The organism is Candidatus Methylomirabilis sp. (genome assembly GCF_028716865.1).
Taxonomy (GTDB): Bacteria; Methylomirabilota; Methylomirabilia; order Methylomirabilales; family Methylomirabilaceae; genus Methylomirabilis.
The window spans coordinates 18388-38782 of record NZ_JAQUOY010000020.1; the positions used below are offsets into that span (position 1 = coordinate 18388).

A 20395-nucleotide genomic window follows, 5' to 3' on the forward strand; every position below is an offset into this window, starting at 1 on the left:
CTATCCATGATCTAAGATCGCCTTCATATTTCTTTTGCGGTACTGATGCGAACCAGCCCAACCGACGGATCCACAACAATTCGATAGGCTCGCCCCTTCTCGTCAGAGAGGTCGATCGATCCACCCGTCGAGCTTCCCTGCGGGAAGAAGGCAATGCCGCCACGCTCATCTGACCGAAGAGGGCCGGTGACGAGGAGAACTGACTTCAGGCTCACGCCAGGCGGGAGGGAACGGACCCGGGCTTGCCGCATCTGCACCTGCTGTTCCGGGTCCTCGACCGTGGCTACCTGATCGATACCGCTCAGGCGCCCGACAATCCAGTCGGGTCCCCTCAACCAGTAGCGATTGGTCTGCCGGTCAAGCACCACCTCCAATACGTTCTGGTTAGCAATCGCCTGCGTTCTGGCAAATCGGCAGAGGGCGGCGATATCCCTCGCCGAGGCTTTGATCTGAGCCTGTCCGAATGAGCGACTGAAGGCTGGTGCGACCAGTACTGTCGCCAGCGTGAGGATGAACAGCACCACAGTGAGTTCGAGGAGCGTGAATCCACTCGCGCCCCGCACCGGTCTACTGTTCAACCCGCTCTCCCGCCCGTTTGATACCCATCCAGCTCACGATATCCTGGTTCTCGCCATCGCCGCCCGTCACGCCATCTGCACCATAGGAGATGATATCGTAATCCCCATGCTCCCCTGGCGACTTGTAGATATAGGCATGGTTCCATGGATCAACGGGAACCTCTTGCTTCTTCAAATAGGGACCATCCCAGTTCTCAATCCCGCCAGGATTGACGAGGAGTGACTTGAGTCCTTCGCCGCTGGTCGGGTACCGGCCAACGTCGAGTCGAAAGTTGTCCAGGGCGGCGCCAAACAGCTCGACCTGGGCTTGGGCTGCCGCCTGCTTACCCTTCCCCACTCTGCCGAACAGCTTCGGCCCGACGAGGGCGGCCAACAGACCGATGATGATAATGACAACCAGCAACTCAATGAGGGTGAAGCCAGCCTGATTACGGCGCGAGGTCCTGGCCCTCGCTTTTTGCCATGCCTGGATATCTTCAACTCGCTGCATTCTCACGCTCGGCTCCTTTTACTCCATGCTCCATCTGTATGTATTTTCACACTCCGCACCCCGCACACCGTACTTAGAGCGGAAGCTCATTGATGCTAAATATCGCCAGCAGCATCGACAGCACGATGAAGCCGACAATGAGACCGAGGGACAGGATCAGGACCGGCTCCAGCAACGAAGTCAAGCGCTTGACCGTCCGCCGCACCCGGTCATCGTAGGTGTCGGCCACCTTGATCAGCATCTCCTCCAGCTTTCCGGTCTCTTCTCCCACCCTGGCCATGTGGATGGAAAAGGAGGGAAAGGCGCCAGTGGCCCGCAGCGGGCCGCTGATTCCCTCGCCCCGCTTCACCCCCTCTTGTAATCTGGACATAGCGCCGGCGATCACCCGATTGGTAACCGTCTCTTTGACGATAGAGACGGCGTTCAGGACCGGGACCCCGCTTTGGAGAAGTGTCCCGAACGTCCGGGCAAAGCGGGAGACCTCGATCTCCTGAATCAGGCTACCCAGCAGCGGGAGCGCCAACTTCCACTGGTCCCACTGCATCTTCCCCTGCTCGGTCTGCAGATAGGCTCGAAGACCGATCCAGCCCCCGACGATCAGCCCCACAAACACCCACCAGTAACCGGTCGTGAACGCGCTGATCGCTAACAGTATCCTGGTCGGAAGTGGCATGAGCTGCTTGGTGTCGGCAAAGATCTGAGCAAACCGTGGAATCACGAAGTTCATCATAACCACTACCGCGCCGCCACCCACCAAGAGCAGCAGCAGCGGGTAGATCAGGGCCGACGTCACCTCATCACGGACCGCTTTGGATCGCTCCATGAACCCTGACAGTCGGGACAGGATGACCTCCAACACACCGCTCGCCTCCCCCGCCTTGACCATATTGACGTACAGCCGAGAGAAAAGCCGAGGATGTTTGGCCAAACTGTCGGCGAATGAGCTACCGGCCTGGATATCAGCCAAGGTACCACGGAGAATCAGTCGAAACCGTTGATTATCAGTTAAGTCGAGCAGGATCGCCAAGCTCCGGTCCAGTTCCATCCCAGCATCGAGCAATGTAGCAAGCTGTTGCGTGAAGGCCAGAACATCCTGGGCAGACGGTCCCCGGGCAAGTCGGATCTGGAACGGGATCTGACCGGGTCGAGCCCCCACTGCGCCACCGGCCTGTCCAATCTTGATCGGGTAGTAGCCGTTGGCATGAAGCCAGGTCACGACCGCCTTCTCGTCGGCGGCCTCCATACTCCCCTGGATGATCTTGGCGGTGCGATCAGTGGCGGTGTATTGAAATGTTCCCATACGTAGGTTTTACTATTATTGACACCGAATTACACTCGGTGGTTTAGGACTATAGCAACTACCGATGCACTGTCAACAGAAATCAGTCTCTGCAAGTTGCTTGAACCGATCTCAAAAACAAGGCAGAAAGGGGATCCCCTTTCTGCCTTGCTGACAAAAGTCGTACGATATCTCGCATCAGGAAATGGCTCTGCTTACGCCTCCTCTTTAGTGACTCGGAGCAGGTCCTCCAGGGTCGTGACCCCCAACTCGACGTTCCTCCATCCATCCTCCCAGAGCGTCTTCATGCCAAGCTGGAGCGCCTTCTGCCGAATCATGTTGGAGTCGGCTTTCTCCAGGATCAATTGTTGAATCTCTTCGCTGATCACCAAAAACTCGTAGATACCTCTACGACCATGATAGCCGGTAAAGTTACAGGCGGCGCAGCCCTTACCCCGAAACACATGCAGCGCGTGAGCGACCTCAGCCTTGATCCCCATTTTCCGGACAGCGGTCGCCTCCAATTGGTACGCCTCTCTGCACTCAGGGCAGATGACGCGCACCAGGCGCTGAGCCAGGACCGCCACCAGGACGCTGGAGACCAAGTAGTTTTCGATGCCCATGTCCAGAAGTCGAGTAATTGCGCCGGGCGCATCGTTCGTGTGCAGGGTACTGAAGACGAGATGTCCGGTAAGAGCCGAATGGATGGCGATATCCGCCGTCTCCGCATCGCGGATCTCTCCGATCATGATGATGTCGGGATCCTGGCGAACAATCGAGCGGAGGCCGTTGGCGAAGGTCAAGCCGATCTTGGCTTTGACGTGAATCTGATTGACACCCCGAAGCTGATACTCCACCGGGTCCTCGATAGTAATGATCTTTTTGTCGGCTGAGTTGATCTCGCTCAACGCAGTGTAGAGAGTCGTGGTCTTGCCGCTTCCCGTCGGCCCCGTCACCAGAATCATACCGTGGGGCTTGCGGATCAGGCGCTGAAACTGCAGCCGTACGTCATCGGGAAAGCCAATCTCCCCCAAGCTCAAGAGGAGGCTGCTGCGATCCAGGATCCGCATCACGACGCTCTCGCCGTACAATGTCGGGATCGTGGAGACTCGGAGGTCGAGGTCCTTGCCGAGAATCTGAAGGCGGATCCGGCCGTCCTGCGGAAGACGTCGCTCGGCGATGTTCATCTTCGACATGATCTTGACCCGCGAGATCACCGCTCGCTGGAGCCGCTTGGGAGGGGACTCGTGGTCCACCAGCACGCCATCCACCCGGTAACGGATCCGAAGGGTATCCTCGAACGGCTCGATGTGGATGTCGCTGGCGCGAGCCTCGACCGCCCGAGTGATGAGGAGGTTCACGAGCTGGATGACGGGGGCCTCGGAGGCCAGGTCCCGCAGGTGATCGACGTCTTCGCGATCCTCGCCAGGCGCCCCACCCTCCTCTTCGTTGTACCCCTTGACGATCTTCTCGATCGTTGTCTGACCATCGCCATAATACTGATCAATCGCCTCAAGGATCTCCCGCTCCTGAGCTAAACAGACTGTGATAGCGAGACCCGTGCTTAGCCGGAGGTCGTCCAGGGTATATGGATCAGTCAGATCGCTCATCGCAACGGTTAACGCGCCATCTTTGGCCTCAATCGGGAAGACCTTATGCTCTCGCAGGTATTTCGGCGACAGACGGTTCGGCACCGGTGTAATCGAGAGGGCTGCGAGGGACAGATAAGGGACTGCACATTGCAGGGCAAGAGCTTTTGCGACGTCTTCTTCTGATACATACCCAAGCTCTACAAGAGTTTCTCCAAGCCGTTTACTGACCTCCCGTTGGTGAACTAATCCTCGTTGAAGCTGTTCCCGAGTAACCCAGCCCTCACGAACCAGGATTTCACCGAGCGGTTCGCGTACCCCGCCAGCTTGCCGACTACTCATTATGCGATCCATCTTGCAAGATGTACAAACCGTCCCCTGCTGAATCGGCCACACCGGCCCAGAGATAATTTGCCAATCGAGTCACTCGAATGATAGACCGGCCCGGAAGAACGTGTCAAGGACTTAGCCCGACTTTGGCGGTTGACCTCATGCGTTAGTTTGCTCACAGAACCTGATCCGGCCTGGCTGCGTGGTCGACCTCCTCTGTTGCGCTAAACGAGGCCCATACATCCCTCATCAAGCGGGTGTCGGCCTTTCTGCACCTCCCGCCATGAAAGGGGAGTTGGTGGAGAACCCCACGATATCCTCGCCTCCATCCACCCCGAGCACGTTGCCCGTCATCCAGTAGGTTTCCGGGCGGCTCAAGACCACGAGGGCTGCGGCGATGTCCTCGGGCGTGGTGAGGCGGCCGGAGGGATTCATCGCCAGCGCGATCTGGACGATCTCCCGGTTTCCGGGAATCTTTCGAAGCGCCGGAGTATCGGTAACCCCTGCGCGGATAGCGTTCGCCGTGATCCCCAGGGGGGCCAACTCCATCGCGAGCTGTCGGATGTGCGACTCCAGGGCCGCCTTGGCCGCCGACACGGCCCCATAGCCGGCCCAGACCCGCGTCCCACCGGAGCTGGTCATCGCGTACACTCGCCCACCGCAGACCATCAACTTCCGCGTCACCAGCTCCTGTACCCAATAGATGAGGCTGTGAGCCATCACATCCAGGGTCATGTCCATCTGAGCTTGGGTGATGGTGTCCTTGGGCGAAGGGGCGACAAACGGCTTCAGTGTCCCGAAGGCGAGGGAGTGTAATATCACCTTCACCGAGGAAGACTCCCCTCGATCAGCCAGGATCTTCTCCATCTGATCCAGGACCTCGCGCCGTTTCTCCGGATCGGAGGCGTTCACGTTGAAGAAGACCGCTTCCCGCCCGGTTTGTTTGATCTCGGCGGTAATCCGGTCCACATTCGGCATCGTTGCTCTACGGTCCAGGTGTACACCGAAAATATGCATCCCTGCTTTCGCCAGGGCAAGAGAGGCGGCTCCACCGAAGCCGCTTGAGGCCCCCAGGATCAGGGCCCACCCATGCAGCCCAGGACTCTGCGTTGTTGTAGTCATGCACTCCTCCTCGTCTGTTTTTTCAGGTTGTTAGGCTGAAGGCTAAAGGCTAAGGTATCTTAAAAGCCGCATATCGTCCACCTTCAGCCTATCCTCCTTCAGTCTTCAGTCTATCTACCTGCCCTCATCTTAGGTCAAGGGTTGATACTGCAACTCGTAGAGTCGGCTATAGAGCCCGCCACTAGCCAGCAATTCCTGATGGGTCCCTTCCTCCCGGATGCGTCCCTTGTGCAGAACAATGATTCGATCGACGAACTGGATAGTCGAGAGGCGGTGGGCGATGATCAGGGCGGTCCGCCCGAGCAGCAGCGCCCTCAGGGCATCCTGAATCAGCAACTCCGTAGCCGTATCCACCGAACTGGTCGCCTCGTCCATGATCAGGATCGGTCTGTCGAAGGCCAGAGCCCTAGCGAAAGAGAGAAGCTGGCGTTCGCCCTGGGAGAGCGTCAAGCCACGCTCCTCCACAACGGCACGGAATCCACCGGGCAGCCGATCGATAAAACCCTGGGCGTGAACGCGTTGCACTGCTTCGATCATCTGCGCCTCTGAGACAGCGAGATCGCCGAGGCTGATATTGCGGGCGATATCTCCGGAAAAGAGAAAGACATCCTGCAGCACCAACCCCAGGTGCCGCCGTAACGTCCGTTTATCCCATTCCCGCACGTCGATGCCATCGATCCGAACGCTGCCGCTCTGAACATCGTAGAACCGGCAGAGGGCCGAGATGATCGAGGTCTTTCCGGCGCCCGTGGCGCCAACTAAGGCCACCTTTTCGCCGGGGGCCACCCGGAAGGAGATCCCCTTGAGGACCGCTTCGCCGGCCGCGTAAGAGAGCCAGACATCCTTGAACTCGATCTCGCCGCGTAGGCGAATTGGGTGGACGGGTGTGGCAGGTTCTATCAGCGATTCCTGCACATCGAGCAGCTTAAATACCCGTTCGCTCGATGCCATCGCCGCCTGAAGGATGTTGTACTTCTCCGCCAGATCACGAATCGGCCCAAAGAGGCGATGCACATACTGAGTAAAGGCGATGATGACGCCGGGGAGGACCCGCCCGTCGAGAATCATGGCGCCGCCCACCCAGAGGACGAGGCCGACGGTGATGGCGCTTAACAGCTCGATCGAGGGGAAAAAGATCGCATTGTACTGGATACTCTTGAGCAGCACGTCGCGATGCTGGGTATTGATCTCTTTAAACCTATTAAAGTGACGCGCCTCCTGACCGAAGGCCTGGATGGTGGCCATACCGGAGATGTTCTCCTGGAGGTAGGCATTCATCCGAGCCAGGATCCGTCGGCTGTCGCGGTAGTTTTCGCGTGCCCGCTTGCGATAGGCAGCCGTCGCGCTCAGCATCAGCGGGAAGGACACAAATGAGATCAGAGCCAGGCGCCAGTCCAACGCCAACATGGCCACCGCGATCCCGACCAGTGTCAGCAGATCGCCCAGCAGCGCGACGACCCCCGATCCGAACAGCTCGTTCAGGGTCTCCACATCGTTGATGACCCTGGTCATGAGCCGGCCGACCGGATTCCTGTCGAAGAAGGCGAGGTCCTGTCGTTGCAGATGGGTAAAGAGCTGTGTTCTGAGGTCATGCATGGCCCGCTGGCCGGTATACTGCATGGTGTAGCTCTGGGCGTATTGGGACAGGAATCCGACAAGCACGGTGATCAGATAGGCCAGGACCGCAAGGTTCAGGCCATGCAGATCGCGGGCGGCGATATAAGTATCGATCGCGACTTTGGTAATATACGGCCCAAGCAGTTGCATCCCCGTCGTCAGAAACAGGAGCAGAAGGGAGACCGCGACCCACCACCGATACGGCGCAAGGTACCCGCACAGCCGCCGTGTCAGTTGGGCATCGTAGGCCTTACCCAGCAGTTCCTCGTCCTGGCGACCCTGCTCTTCCTTCATGCCCTCGCCCCTGCATTGTCGCTTATGGCATCGATCTCCCGCGTCAACAACTGTCGGCGATACAGGCGGTAGTAGTGGCCCCGCAAGGACAGCAACTCTTCGTGACTGCCCCGCTCCACGATCCGACCTTCCTTCAGATACACAATCTGATCGGCCGCCATGACCGTTGAGATCCGGTGCGAGATCAGGATCGTGGTCCGCTCGCGCATGAACCCTTTCAACTGTTCGAGAATCCGCTCCTCGGTTTCGGTGTCCACGCTGGAAAAAGCGTCATCCAGGATCAGGATGGGCGAATTCTTGATGATGGCTCGAGCCAGGGCGGTACGTTGTTTCTGGCCGCCGGACAGCCTCACCCCTCGCTCCCCCAGCAACGTCTCGAATTGCTGCGTAAATCCCTGGATACTGGGGGTGAGTTGCGCGAGATCGGCCGCCATTTCCAGCTCCTCCGATGTGGCATCGCCGTTGCCAAAGAGGATGTTTTCTCGAATCGTATCGGAGAACAGAAAGATGTCTTGAGAGACATAGCCGATGGCTCGCTTCAGAGTTTTCAAAGGAAGCTGTCGAATCTCCACATCGTCGATAAACAGGGTTCCAGGCGGCGGCTCGTGCAGGCGCAGCAGGAGGCTCACCAGCGTACTCTTTCCAGCGCCGGTGTCGCCAACCACCCCGCACCAGGTGCCGGCCGGGATCGTCAGGGTAATCCCTTGCAGGGCGATCGGCGCATCGGGACCATAGCGGAAAGACAGATTGCGGAACTCGATCTTGCCGTGTAACTCTGGGACCTGCCCGGTTTCCGGTACCTCCAGTGAGGCTGTCGAATCCACCTGATACCCTGCCGCTACCGGCGCATCCAGAATCTCCACGAGGCGCGCCAGCGAGGCTGAACCGCGCTGATAGAGCGTAATGACATACCCGACCGCCATCATGGGCCAGGTCAGCATAGCCAGATACCCGTAGAATCCGGCCAGTTCCCCGAGGGACATCGTCTGCATGGCAACCTGGCGGCCACCGATCCACAAGACGACCGTCGCGGCCAGGCCGGACAGGACGCTCGTGACCGGCCAGAAATAGCCCCAGCGCTTGGTCAGCTCGAGGTTCTTAAATCGATACTCCCGGCTCAACCCATCGAAATATCGCTGTTGGTTTTCCTCCTGCGCGTAGGCCTGGACGACCCGGATGCCGGCCAGGTTCTCCTGGACAAATGTACTGAGGGTACTGAGATGCCGCTGGATATCCCGATACCGGTTGAAGATCCGGTTGCCGGCTACGAGCATGAGGGCGGTGATGCCGGGAAGGGGCAGGAGGCTCCATAACGTCAACCACGGATCGATGACCACCATCAGCAGCAGGCTACTGGAAACCATCAAGACGGCGTCGATCGTCGCCATGGCCCCCATCCCCAGCATCTCGCGGACGGAGACCATATCGTTGGTCAGCCGCGACATCAGGTCGCCGGTTTTGGTACGGGTGAAGTAACTGAGCGGCAGGCGCTGCAAGTGGGCAAAGATCTCATTCCTGAAATCCCATTCGATATGCCGCGAGAACCCGAATACGTGAGTCCGCCAGTAGTAGCGAAAGATCACCTGAAAGCCGGCGGCCAGGATAATCAGTGCAGGATACTTCCAGAGGGGAACGGTCATCTCCGGACCGCCCAGCAAGGCGTCCAGGGCATCCTTGGTCAACCACGGGATAGCCAGCCCGCACAGGTCAGTCATAACCAGCGCAGCTAGACCGATGAACAGGAACCGCCGGTGCCGGTACAGGTACGGTCGAAGCCGGGCGAACTTCTTGAAAATCTTACGCCTCCGTGTTTAGATGCAGGAATTTAGACCAGTTAGTAAAGTGATTGTACGTGAGCCTACGCCCCTTGTAAAGGTATTGCAGGCCGCAGTGGCCTTAGGTCAAGGCCGTGGCGTTCGGTTGGAAGAACTGTCCGATCGTTGAGGGTGATATCCTATCGAGTCTCCTGCCAGAAGGGAGGGGCCAGTGATGGGAAACACACCTGACTCGGCGCATCTGGCAGTAACGACGTTGGACGGCGTTATTAGTGCCAGACGCCGGGGATCGTGGTCCCGCAGGTGGGGCAGGCGCCGTCTTTGAGGGTATTTTTAAGGATGGTGTAGCCGTTCCGCTCGATCAGCAGTTTGTGGCACACAGGACAGTAGGTGTTCTCGTGTGCGCCGACGCGGCCCGGCAGATTGCCGGCATAGACATAACGCAGGCCGGCTTTCTTTCCGATCTCGGCCGCTCGGAGCAGGGTGGCAACCGTCGTGTTGGCATGGTCCAGCATCTTGTAATCCTGATGGAACGCCGTGACATGCCAAGGAAGATCGACGGAGACAGACGCCAGAAACTCGGCGATCTGGGTCAACTCCGCATCCGAATCGTTGAACTCCGGCACGATGAGTGTGACGATCTCAACCCAAAACTGCTTCTCCACAAGCAGCGTGATCGTCTCCAGGACGTTTCCTAACACGCCGCCCAGCTTCCGGTAGTTGGCGTCGTTGAACCCCTTCAAATCGACCTTGTACAGGTCCACCCAGGGCTTCAGGTGCTCGATCACCTGCGGCGTGCCGTTGCCGTTGCTGATGTAGGCAGTCTTTAAGCCGTTCGCTTTGGCCACGCGGAAGATCTCGACCGCCCACTCGCTGGTGATCAGGGGTTCGTTGTAGGTACTGGCGACGATCGGCGCGCGGTGACGTTCCGCCATGCCGACCAGGTCGTCGGCCGACACCAGCTCCGGCGGGCTCACCGCCTCGGGATCGCGCAACGCCTGCGACGTGAGCCAATTCTGGCAGTAGCCGCAATGGAAATCGCAACCGAGCATCCCGAAGCTCATGGCGAGTGAGCCGGGGAGCACATGATAAAATGGTTTCTTCTCCACCGGATCGACCTGCAAGGCGCTGACGTAGCCGGTGGGAACTTGCAGGACGCCTCCCTTGTTGAACCGGACCCGGCAGACCCCTTGTCGCCCCTCCGGGATCAGACATCGGTGGCCGCACGCATAACACCGCACCCGCCGGTTGGGAAGCTTCTCGTACAGCTCCCCCTCCTTGGTGAGTCTGGCTAAGGTATCAGCAAGGGTCATCACGGCCGGCATGGGAGTCCTCTGGTTGACAAGCCTCGTTGTCTCAGTTCCTACTCACAATATAGCGCTCCGCTTGGCCTCCTACAAGCTGCCGCTCTTCGTGGCTTTTTGCCATGCGGACTCGGCACTGGTTTTCTCGCCGCGCCTATGGATGCATTGACACCTCGGATCGCCTCGTTATAGAGTGCATCGACGTGAGCGGGCATAGAAATGATCGATGTCACAGAAGTTGTCGATGATCGTCGTACGGGCGAGACGGTCCTGGAGGTCCCCCTCTGGGGTCGGCTGTTGCTGGACTGCTCCCTGTTGAATAAGGGAAGCGCCTTTTCCGAACAGGAGCGACGCGACTTCGGCTTGGTCGGCCTGCTGCCTTCCCGTGTAAGCACCTTGGAGGAACAGGCGACCCGGAGGTATGAGGAGTACCTGAAGAAGACGACGGCGCTGGAGCACTTCCTTTTCCTCCGTGCCCTGCAGGACCGGAACGAAACGCTATTTTACCGTCTGCTGCAAGACCACCTCACCGAGATGTTGCCGATGATCTACACCCCGGAGGTGGGAGAGGTCTGTCAGCGCTACAGCCATATTTACCACCGGTCTCGCGGACTGTTCATCTCCTATCCACAACGGCAGGAGATGGACACCATTCTGGAAAACCGGCCGTATCGCCAGGTAGACGTGATCGTCGTGACCGATGGCGAGCGCATCCTCGGGCTCGGCGATCAGGGGGTGGGCGGGATCGGCATTCCAGTCGGGAAGTTGGCCCTGTACACCGTGTGCGGCGGGGTAGACCCCGGCCGGACGCTGCCCGTCGTGCTCGATGTGGGGACGAACAACCCGGAGAGGCTGGCGGACCCGGACTACCTCGGCTGGCGGCATGAACGCGTGCGCGGGCCGGACTACGACGCCTTCGTGGACGAGTTCGTGCAGGCTGTGGAGCGGCACCTGCCCGGCGTACTGCTGCAATGGGAGGACTTCGGCAAGGATCATGCCCGCACACTACGGGACCGCTACCGCGACCGGCTCTGCAGTTTCAACGACGACATCCAGGGGACCGCGGCGGTGACCCTCGCCGCCTTGCTGGCTGGGGGGAGGGCCACCGGCCGCCCTCTGGGCAGCCAGCGCGTGGTCATCTTGGGCCCCGGCTCGGCCGGGACGGGTATCAGCGATCTGCTGGTGGCGGCGCTGGTCCATGAAGGGTTATCCGAGGATGAGGCCCGATCGCGGCTCTGGCTGGTCGGGCGCCACGGTCTGCTGCACACGGGGATGTGCGATCTCAGGCCGGCTCAGCAGCGGTACCGCCAGCCGCTGGAGCGGCTCGCCGGCTGGGAGCGCGGGCCGGCCGGAGAGATTCCCCTGGCCGAGGTGGTGCGTCGCGTGCGACCGACGGTGCTGATCGGCGTGACCGGCCAGCCCGGTCTCTTCACCGAAGACGTGATCCGGACCCTGGCCCGGCAGGTTGAGCGCCCCATTCTCTTGCCGCTTTCCAACCCAACGGCCCAGTGTGAGGCTTTGCCGGCCGACCTGGTGGCCTGGACCGAGGGGCGGGCGCTGGTGGCAACCGGCAGCCCCTTCCCAGGTGTCGCGTACCAAGGACGCACCATCCCGATCAGCCAGTGCAACAACGCCTACGTCTTCCCCGGATTGGGCCTGGGCGTGATCGCCTCGGGGGCCCGGCGTGTCACAGACGAGATGTTCCTGGCGGCAGCACGGGTCCTGAGCGACAGTGCGCCCCCACAGACGGGATTCGACGCGCCCCTCCTGCCGCCGCTTGCAGAGATCCGCGCCCTATCGCGTCGCATCGCGCTGGTCGTGGGACTCGAAGCCCAGCGCCAGGAACTCGCCCCGCGAACCTCGCTCCAGGAGTGGGAGCAACTACTGGATACCAGACAGTGGGAGCCGCGTTATCGGCCCATGCGTCCCCAACGTCGCCCAGCGGATTGACTCGGATTGCATCCGGAGAGCGGCTCAATCGGGCGAGAATAGCCTAGCAATAGATGCAGTGTTTGTCCCCTCTGGGGAACCTAGAAAATCCTTGCTAACCGCTGAAAAACACAATAAACTCCACGTTAGCTACAAAAGTAGTTGATCAAGATAGGCTAAACAATCGACTCAATAGTTGTCGGGACATGGGTTTACCCACAGCGCGGAGCGCCTGAAACATGCCTTCGCTTTACTGGAAGAGTAGGACCGGCCGGGTTAAGCCAGTCACCCTGGCCCCATATCGCTCAGAGCAGGAGTTTGAGCAGGACGTCTTTCAAACTCCAGAGCTCTTGGAGGACGTCTTCCTTCTCAAGCGTCAGATTCGAGGAGGCGCCAAGTCCGGGATCCCCGACATCATCGGGATCGATGTCGACGGGAAGGTCTGCATCATCGAGATGAAGAATGTCCCAATCGATGCGGCCGTCATTCCGCAGATTCTCGAATACGCTATCTGGGCCGAAAGTAACCCGGACTCGATCAAGTCGCTCTGGTTGGAGGCTCACGACCGACCGAACGATCGCGTGATTGATTGGGACAACTTGGAGGTTCGCGTCCTTGTTGTCGCGCCGAGCATCGATCGGGCGACGCTCGAGCATGTCAACAAGATCAACTACCAGGTCGAACTTATCGAGATCACACGCTGGACGTCCGGTAGAGATACCTGGCTTCTCGTGAACCGCCTTGAACCCCTCCCTCCCAAGAAGAAACGCCCGGTCAGCGGGCTGACCATTTACGATCGAGCTGCATACGAGGAGAACCACAACGCAGAGGCCGTACGTGCTTTCCTCCAAACGTGCGACGATCTCCAGGAAATCGCCACGCGTCGCAAATGGCCCGTGGACCGTAAGTTCAACAAGTACTACTGTGGCTTCAAGGTCGGGAACTACATCGTCTTCGGCGTAAAGTGGATCAGCGGCAAGAGCTTCGGCGTCTTCCTGAAGATTCCGGAGGCTGCCATGCGCCGCTCCAAGATCGCGGGCTTCGAATCGAAATACGAGCCGCAATGGAACTAGGCGGTCTACCGGCCTAGGGGGCCATCGTTCAGCGTCGCCAAGATGAGACCGTTCCTGGAAAAGGCGTTGGAGGCCAGAGTGGAGTGACGGGCCGGATAACATGGCCATGAACCCGCTAGCCGGCGCGGAACGTCCTCAGACAGCGAGCAGGTTTGAATTTGCGCCAGCCGCGGGTTATCGCCGCGTTAGCTGCTTAAAGATGAGCGACGCATACATGACCATCGAGAGCATTTGGAACCGTTACTTTTCCGGTTTTGCTATTGATGTCTCGAAAGAAGTCCTGGACCTGCTGCTCCAGGAAGACATCAGGATTCGTCAAAAGGACGGTACGTTGAAGCAGATAAACATTTCACGGCCGACATCAATGCCAAGTAGCTTCGTGGTCGGTCTTCGCTACATGAAGAAGGACGGGACACCAACCGAAGATCATTTTCTCTGCCGAAACGGTTGCCCTATAGAGCGGCACTACGGGAAGCAACTTGAGATGGTGCTCCCGGAGTACAAAGGAACACATAAACAGAGAGTCGATCTTTCCGTGCCAAGTACAACCGGCATGCCCATCACGTATGTAAATACCATCAGCTTCCAAAGAAGCAATCCGTGAGTGGCCGGTGGCACGTACGCCTGACCAGCCGGGGACACGGGTTGCACTTGATGACGTGTCAATCTACCATATTCATCCTCGACCCGCATGTGGCGTTCATGGAGCCGACGGCGCAATGGTTTCCGCAAGTGCCGCAGGTGAACTTAAGCGTTAGAGGTTACACCTTGCCCTTAGGAATACGACAGGACAAGATATGATCCAAAAGACAGTGACGAAACGCCGCGCGCAGGATCCTGCCTCTACGAAAGAAGATTTGGTATACTGGTTGAGTAGACGTAGAAGGAACGCGTCGCAACCGTAAACCTTTTGGGGCAACAATACTTACGAAGGGGTATCCCGATGGAAACGAAGCTGAAAATGGTCTACTGGAAGGGAGAAAAGTATTGGGTCGGTAAGCTAGTCGATCACCCAGAGATCATGACGCAGGGCGAAAACCTTCAGGAGTTGGAAGAGAATATCGTTGATGCATATCGGCTGATGGCTTTTGATGATATTCCGGCGGAACATGCGATTAAAGAAATTACCTTGGTCGTATGAAGCGGAAGGAACTGATCAAGAAACTCATGGCCGCTGGTTGTGTTTTTGTCCGTCCCGGCGCACGACATGACTTATATATGAACCCGAAGACCAACCGGAAGCAACCCGTGCCTCGGCATACGGAAATAGACGAGAACTTGGCCAGACACATATTGAAGATTTTGGAATGATATCCCGCTTCAGTGCAGCGGCACAGCTCGCCGCTGCACTGGCAGATAATAACCTGCTTGACTCTACCGTTATACACACATCAGCGGCTACGCCCTCGCGCTGACCACCTTTACGAAGCCTCCTCCAGATCGATCAGGGCTCGGATCATGTCCGTCTCGGTGATAATGCCGACGACCTTCTCATCCTTTAATACCGGCAGCGCGCCAATCCGTCGGTTGAGGAGCAGGCGCGCCGCCTCGGCAATCGTGGTTTCCGGCGTCACGGCGATCACTTTCTTGGTCATGATCTCTTTCACTGTCAATTTATCCAGCAGGTAGTGAACCTCGTAGATAGACAGGCTCGTGGCAGGAGAGGGCCTCATAAGCCGAAAGTCCCGATCGGTGACGATCCCTCGTAGCTTGCCGTTATCGGTCACGAGGAGATGTCGAATACCCTTCTTCTTCATCATGTACAGCGCGGCGTTGGCCCGCTCCTCGAGACCGACCATGACCACTTTGGTTTGCATGTACCGTTTGACTAGCATGGGTTCTCCTTTGGCTTCATATACCCCTCCTTCGTGTTGGGTTCTCCATGAATTACTTGTGTGCCAGGCGGCGAACAGCGGCACCAAGGCGCTGCATCGGAGCCGAGTAGACACCTGGAGGAATGATCGCATCGATCAGGATTGTGGCATTGACCTCCAGTGCCTCCGCCAGTGCCCGCCCGAGCTCCTCAGCCGTACGGACGCGGAAGGCACGGGCCCCCAGGCTCTCTGCGAGTCGCACATAGTCGGGAGCCGGCAACTCATATGATTTGGCCGGCCCATTCAACGCGGCCAGCATGCCGTGGCTCCGATTGTTAAAGAGGATCACAATGGCGTGCAGGTTCAGGCGCACGCATGTGACCAGGTCCAGGCCGGTCATGAGGAAGGCCCCATCGCCCACAAGGGCCACGGGACGCCGACCCGGTGCGGCCAAGCCCGCGCCGACGGCTGCCGGTACGGCGAAGCCCATGCTGGAGTAGTAGCCCGGCCCCAGGAACATGTCCGTCGCCAGGTCTACACTCGCGAAGAGCGCATCACCCACATCGGCGGTGTACAGGACCGGCTGGCCGGCCGCCACCCGATTGAGCACGGCAATGATGGTATCGGGCGTCAGCGTCCCAGCCGTGGCCGATTGAGACGGTAGTGGCGGCGGAAGCGGCTCCATACGCTTCGGCGGCTCCGGTAGGGTCAGGAGCGCATCCATCAGCTCCTCCAAACTCACATCCGGAAATCTGTGATAGCTGACAGTGACACCCTCATGGACCGCCGAAATGACCTTGCGCCGATCGAATCGAGCCGTAAACATGCCGGTGTTCACGTCGGTCATGAGGGCGCCAAGCATCAGGACACAGTCGGCCGTCTCCAGCACCTTGCGGGCTCTGGGCGATCCTATTTCGCCGAGGTAGTTGCCCACAAAGAGAGGATGCTGCTCCGGGAAGACCGCCTTACCGTCCAGGGATGTGGCTACCGGCAGTCCGTACTTCTCAGCAAGCGCAACGAGCTTGTCGTGGAGCCGAAAGCGGCGGATCTCAGCCCCTGCATAGATGGCCGGCAACTCGGCCACCCGGATACGGGCCAACACCTCGGCCAGGGCTTCGTTAGCAGCGCGCTCATCTCGAGGCCGGACATCCTGCTCACGTCTGGCGGGGACGGGTACATCCGCTCGAATCAGGTCCCGCGGGATCTCGATGTAGCCGGGGCGCTTCGTGCGGAGGATGCTGTCGATCACCCGGTCCACCTCGGTGACAGCATGGGCCGGGTCGTCGAGGGCCGCAGCGGCGCCGGTGACCTCGCGGTAGACTCGCAACTGGCTGGCAAAAGTCTTGACCCGGTGATGCAGGAGGGCGTCGGGGTCTCGATGGGCGATCTCGGGCGCGCCGGAGAGGACGAGTACCGGCGATCGCTCGGCGTAGGCCTGGGCGATGGCGTTCACCATGTTAAGGGCGCCCGCGCCGTAGGTCACTGCCGCCACACCCAGACCTTGGATGCGCGCATAGGCATCCGCCGCATACCCCACGGACGGCTCATGGGTGAGGATCACCGGCTCGATCCCCGGCTCCTCCTCCAGGGCGCGGAAGAACGGCAGAAAGAAATCGCCCGGCAGGCCGAACACATGCCGTACTCCGACTTCCTTAAAACGCCCAAACAGATACCGACACAGCTCCATGCCTTCCTACCGTCCACCTGTCCCATCGCCGTCGGTTCCTGGCAGCAGGTCAGCGAAGACGAAACCGTCGCGGGTGACAACCTCGCCGAGGCTTACCGGAATGGAATGGGCGAACATCGGTCCGGCGCAGGCGAAGGTGTGAAACTCCCCCCGCTCGCCGCAGGGATCCACCTCATCAGGCAATTCATCCAACAGGATGCCATCAAACAGGCGTCCTGCATACGACGGAGAGAGTCTCTTCGGATCGATGCACGTGATCCGAGCCTTGAGGCCGGCGCCCACCATCTCGTAGGCAAGCGTGCGCGTTGGCCTGCCCCATAGCGGAAACAGCGGCGTAAGTCCGGTGCCTTGCATCCGACTCTCGCGATACTGCCGAACGTCCTCGAGAAAGAGGTCACCGAAGGCGACATGCGTAATCGTAAGCTGGGTACGGACCTCGGCCAGGGCTCGGCCCATCGCCTCCTCATAGGCCGCATTGGAGCAGGGCCAGGGCAGCGGCACATTGATGAGCGGAAGACCGGCGGCCCGTGCCTGCGCCTCGACCAGCCCTCGCCGTACCGCGTGCATGGCCACCCGGTCGAACACCTCGTTGAAGGTGGTGAGCAGCCCCACCACCTCCACCTCACCCGCCTGCCGCAGGACCTGGAGCGTCCAGGCCGAGTCCTTCCCGCTGCTCCAGGCGACGAGCGCCCGTGGACGGTTCGTCATCACGGAGCCCCGCCTTACGTCTGGTGCCGACATATACATTCGATCGGCGGTCAAGGCTCTAGCGCTCCTTTTCCCCTAGCCCTTCAAGGCCGATCTGGCCGCACTTCTTGCCAGCCAGGCGGCAGGCGAGCGACAGGGCGTCAGCCAGTCCCCGACCCCTGACGTAGGCATCGATCAGCCCGGCGTTAAAGGTATCGCCGGCCCCCAGCGTGTCTTTCACTTCAACGGGAGAGAAGGCAGGACTGTGGTAGATCGCTCCCCGCCGGTCGAGGCCGTAGGCGCCCTCCTTACCCCATGTGACGATCAGGTCGGCCTGCGGCGCCTGCTCCCGTATCTTGAACAGCAAGGCGTGGGGCGCATCGAATCCCAGATAGTTGGCATAGACACGTGAGAAAACCAGCATCTTCACGTCCGCAAACACTGCCTCGATTCCTGGGCGCGGCTTCTCCACCTCGACTGAGCATAGGAGGTCCGGGCGGGTCTCGCGGAGGCGGCGAACCATACGGGCCGTTTCCGGACCGTCTCGACCCTCGAAGTGGACCCAGTCAAACGGCGTCAGATCAATTCGCTTGAACTCGGCATCTCCGTACTCAGGCAGGTCTCGAAAGTGCACGATGGTACGCGTGCCCCCTTCGAGACTCACCAGGACGCATGAGATTGGCGGTCGGCCGGCGACGCGGCGGCAGGCGGTGAGGTCGATTCTATGCCCAGCCAAGCGCTCAAGGATCGGGGTAGCCTCCTGGCCATCCGCCAGCACACCACCAAAGGCGCACATGTGACCCAGTTGGCTGAGGACAACCAGGGTATTGGCAGCGTTACCACCAAGGCTGGGGCGAAGCCCCCTGGCGCGAAGCTCGGCGTCCTCATCGGGGTAGTGCGTGAGGGTGAAGATGAGGTCAAGCGTCGCAGTACCGATGGCCAAGATCCGCGCCATACCGGTTCCCCCTTGATGTGCTTCGACGGGCTCAGCACGAACGGGAAAACGTTAATCTTCTCAATGCCCATACCGTTCGCCCTGAGCATGTCGAAGGGTGAACGGGGGATTGCAGGATAGGCTCCCGGCTCAGTCAAACTGGTAATGCTTTTTGATGGGGCGGAGGATGTCCCAGGTACAGGCCATCCCGACGGGAAAGGTGACGAGATCCCCCTTGCCGATCCGGACCGGCTCCCCGCCCTCTGGCGTGACGATCACCTCCCCCTCCAGGACATAACAGGTCTCCGTACTATCGTAGCTCCAGGGAAAGGTCGAGACCTCTTTACTCCAAGTTGGCCAAGTCGTGATCCTGAGCGCCGTGAGTCGCTCCGGAGAAGGGTTGCGCTCTACCTGAATCTTCATCTGTCCGCCCTCCTTTCGTTTCAGTATGTCCCCTCAGCCAATGGCCGCATGGTAAGCTGCCCTTGACGTACCGGTCAAGCCGAAACTGGGACCTGAAGACGTGTGATGATCTGCCCTTTCGGACAACCATTGGAAACAATCGAGTGCTCTGTTATGATTCATATGAAAGGGAGAAGCTATGCCAACCCCTGAGGAACTCAAGGAAGAGGACAGGAAGATACGGCAACTTCGGCTCGTGGTCAACCTCACAATGAGCACGATCAGCCAGACGACACTGTCGTTGGAGGAGGCCTCCAAGATGGTCGTCGCCACGAGGGAGTTGGCGCTGCGCCTCTTTCCCGGCAAGGAGCTGGCCTTCGATCTAATCTATCAGCCCCGCTTCCGGAGGCTCCTGGCTGAACGGTTCCGCCTCCATTGAGGTTGGGATCTCCTCGGCATCCTCACTAAGAATGACGCAGAAATCGCAGCAGATCGCTAAGACCGACCTGCTCCTCGGCGCCCATATGTCGATCGCGGGCGGAGTCGATCTGGCGCCGCTGAGGGGCCAACAGGTCGGCTGTCGAACTATCCAGCTTTTTACCAAGAGCAGCAACCAGTGGCGGGCCAGGTCTCTGCCTTCTGACGAGATCGACCGATTTCGCGCCAATCTTCAGGCTGCCGCAATTGTTCCTGCCGTAGCCCACGGCGCCTACCTGATCAATCTGGCCTCGACCGATCCTGCGTTGTATCAGCGGTCGATGGCAGCCTGCCTGGAGGAGCTTGAGCGGGCCGAAGCGCTCGGCATCCCCTATCTGGTGATCCATCCAGGATCTCACATGGGAGCCGGAGAGGAGGCGGGATTACGACAGGTGGCGAACAGTCTCCGAGAGCTTCTGAAGCGAACGAATGGCTGTCGGGTCCAGGTGGTTCTCGAGACGACCGCCGGCCAGGGAACCGCTCTGGGGCATCGCTTCGAGCAGATCGCGCTGCTCTTGGATCAGATCGGACTGCCGGAGCGAACCGGCGTCTGCCTGGATACCTGCCATCTGTTTGCCGCCGGCTACGACATCCGGACCCTTGACGATTATCACGGCGTCCTCCGCGTATTCGATCAGGTTGTGGGCATCCCCTCCCTCAAGGTCATTCACGTCAACGACTGCAAAAAGGAACTGGGGTGCCGCGTGGACCGCCACGAGCACATCGGCAAAGGGACGATTGGCATCGAGGCGTTCCGTTGCCTGGTCACTGATCTCCGCCTATATGGAATCCCGATGATTATCGAAACCCCGAAGGACGGCGACTTCATGAAAGCCGATCGCCGGAATCTGAAGATCCTCCGAGGTCTTGTGAAGGAGCAGCGAACCGCGTGATAGCTTGCCGTGTAACCTCATTAATCGCTCCGCGCTTACCCGGGAAGGTTTTTAGTTGCATTGATTCTGAAAAGGGGTTAACGTGAAGCCGCAAGGAGAGGTGAGAATAGCTCCGCGCCTG

Annotated in this window: 20 protein-coding genes; 7 read left to right on the forward strand and 13 right to left on the reverse strand. The window is 59.5% G+C overall.

Features of this window, described 5'->3' with window-relative positions; translation table 11 throughout:
• Positions 1 to 23 precede the first annotated feature (23 nt).
• The 8 genes from PHV01_RS09015 to amrS all read right to left on the reverse strand — a co-directional run bounded on the left by PHV01_RS09015 (position 24) and on the right by amrS (position 10399).
• Entirely contained in the window at positions 24 to 578 is a 555-nt protein-coding gene (locus tag PHV01_RS09015; protein ID WP_337290826.1) for a GspH/FimT family pseudopilin, read from the reverse strand.
• On the reverse strand, positions 568 to 1068 hold the full coding sequence (gene gspG / locus PHV01_RS09020; RefSeq protein ID WP_337290852.1) for a type II secretion system major pseudopilin GspG: 501 nt from the start codon (positions 1066 to 1068) through the stop codon (positions 568 to 570). Before gspG ends, PHV01_RS09015 begins: the two co-directional genes overlap by 11 nt.
• Positions 1069 to 1141: 73 nt before the next feature.
• Complete coding sequence (locus PHV01_RS09025; RefSeq protein ID WP_337290827.1) at positions 1142 to 2368, reverse strand: type II secretion system F family protein; 1227 nt, start codon at positions 2366 to 2368, stop codon at positions 1142 to 1144.
• Between the two features lie 194 nt (positions 2369 to 2562).
• The gene (gspE, locus tag PHV01_RS09030; protein WP_337290828.1) at positions 2563 to 4278 is read right to left on the reverse strand and encodes a type II secretion system ATPase GspE; all 1716 of its coding nucleotides are present in this window, start codon (positions 4276 to 4278) and stop codon (positions 2563 to 2565) included.
• Positions 4279 to 4515: 237 nt separating this feature from the next.
• Positions 4516 to 5388, reverse strand: a complete 873-nt coding sequence (locus PHV01_RS09035; protein WP_337290829.1) for an SDR family oxidoreductase — start codon at positions 5386 to 5388, stop codon at positions 4516 to 4518.
• Between the two features lie 129 nt (positions 5389 to 5517).
• A complete protein-coding gene (locus PHV01_RS09040) occupies positions 5518 to 7299 on the reverse strand; it encodes an ABC transporter ATP-binding protein (RefSeq protein WP_337290830.1) in 1782 nt (593 codons plus the stop codon).
• Positions 7296 to 9095: an ABC transporter ATP-binding protein gene (locus tag PHV01_RS09045; RefSeq protein ID WP_337290853.1), complete on the reverse strand. Its 1800-nt coding sequence runs from the start codon at positions 9093 to 9095 to the stop codon at positions 7296 to 7298. The genes PHV01_RS09040 and PHV01_RS09045 overlap by 4 nt, the downstream gene beginning before the upstream one ends.
• A 248-nt stretch (positions 9096 to 9343) precedes the next feature.
• Entirely contained in the window at positions 9344 to 10399 is a 1056-nt protein-coding gene (gene amrS / locus PHV01_RS09050; RefSeq protein WP_337290831.1) for an AmmeMemoRadiSam system radical SAM enzyme, read from the reverse strand.
• A gap of 198 nt (positions 10400 to 10597) precedes the next feature.
• Here amrS and PHV01_RS09055 point away from each other — a divergent pair, with 198 nt between their 5' ends.
• The 5 genes from PHV01_RS09055 to PHV01_RS09075 all read left to right on the forward strand — a co-directional run bounded on the left by PHV01_RS09055 (position 10598) and on the right by PHV01_RS09075 (position 14691).
• Positions 10598 to 12328, forward strand: a complete 1731-nt coding sequence (locus tag PHV01_RS09055) for an NAD-dependent malic enzyme (RefSeq protein ID WP_337290832.1) — start codon at positions 10598 to 10600, stop codon at positions 12326 to 12328.
• A gap of 218 nt (positions 12329 to 12546) precedes the next feature.
• On the forward strand, positions 12547 to 13380 hold the full coding sequence (locus PHV01_RS09060; RefSeq protein ID WP_337290833.1) for a hypothetical protein: 834 nt from the start codon (positions 12547 to 12549) through the stop codon (positions 13378 to 13380).
• Positions 13381 to 13594: 214 nt separating this feature from the next.
• The gene (locus tag PHV01_RS09065) at positions 13595 to 13984 is read left to right on the forward strand and encodes a hypothetical protein (protein ID WP_337290834.1); all 390 of its coding nucleotides are present in this window, start codon (positions 13595 to 13597) and stop codon (positions 13982 to 13984) included.
• Between the two features lie 339 nt (positions 13985 to 14323).
• Entirely contained in the window at positions 14324 to 14521 is a 198-nt protein-coding gene (locus tag PHV01_RS09070; protein ID WP_337290835.1) for a type II toxin-antitoxin system HicB family antitoxin, read from the forward strand.
• The gene (locus PHV01_RS09075; protein ID WP_337290836.1) at positions 14518 to 14691 is read left to right on the forward strand and encodes a type II toxin-antitoxin system HicA family toxin; all 174 of its coding nucleotides are present in this window, start codon (positions 14518 to 14520) and stop codon (positions 14689 to 14691) included. Before PHV01_RS09070 ends, PHV01_RS09075 begins: the two co-directional genes overlap by 4 nt.
• A 110-nt stretch (positions 14692 to 14801) precedes the next feature.
• On the opposite strand, the gene PHV01_RS09080 is transcribed toward PHV01_RS09075, so the two are convergent.
• From PHV01_RS09080 to PHV01_RS09100, 5 genes are all read right to left on the reverse strand, one after another.
• Complete coding sequence (locus tag PHV01_RS09080) at positions 14802 to 15215, reverse strand: CBS domain-containing protein (protein WP_337290837.1); 414 nt, start codon at positions 15213 to 15215, stop codon at positions 14802 to 14804.
• A gap of 52 nt (positions 15216 to 15267) precedes the next feature.
• The gene (locus tag PHV01_RS09085) at positions 15268 to 16881 is read right to left on the reverse strand and encodes a thiamine pyrophosphate-binding protein (RefSeq protein WP_337290838.1); all 1614 of its coding nucleotides are present in this window, start codon (positions 16879 to 16881) and stop codon (positions 15268 to 15270) included.
• Positions 16882 to 16887: 6 nt separating this feature from the next.
• Entirely contained in the window at positions 16888 to 17589 is a 702-nt protein-coding gene (locus PHV01_RS09090) for an ATP-binding protein (protein WP_337290839.1), read from the reverse strand.
• 58 nt (positions 17590 to 17647) lie between these two features.
• The gene (locus PHV01_RS09095; RefSeq protein ID WP_337290840.1) at positions 17648 to 18523 is read right to left on the reverse strand and encodes a PfkB family carbohydrate kinase; all 876 of its coding nucleotides are present in this window, start codon (positions 18521 to 18523) and stop codon (positions 17648 to 17650) included.
• 129 nt (positions 18524 to 18652) lie between these two features.
• A complete protein-coding gene (locus tag PHV01_RS09100; protein WP_337290841.1) occupies positions 18653 to 18925 on the reverse strand; it encodes a cupin domain-containing protein in 273 nt (90 codons plus the stop codon).
• 178 nt (positions 18926 to 19103) lie between these two features.
• On the opposite strand from PHV01_RS09100, the gene PHV01_RS09105 reads away from it, so the two are divergent.
• Together PHV01_RS09105 and PHV01_RS09110 are read left to right on the forward strand one after the other, a co-directional pair.
• Entirely contained in the window at positions 19104 to 19343 is a 240-nt protein-coding gene (locus tag PHV01_RS09105; protein ID WP_337290842.1) for a hypothetical protein, read from the forward strand.
• Positions 19344 to 19374: 31 nt separating this feature from the next.
• A complete protein-coding gene (locus tag PHV01_RS09110; protein ID WP_337290843.1) occupies positions 19375 to 20274 on the forward strand; it encodes a deoxyribonuclease IV in 900 nt (299 codons plus the stop codon).
• Positions 20275 to 20395: the final 121 nt, after the last annotated feature.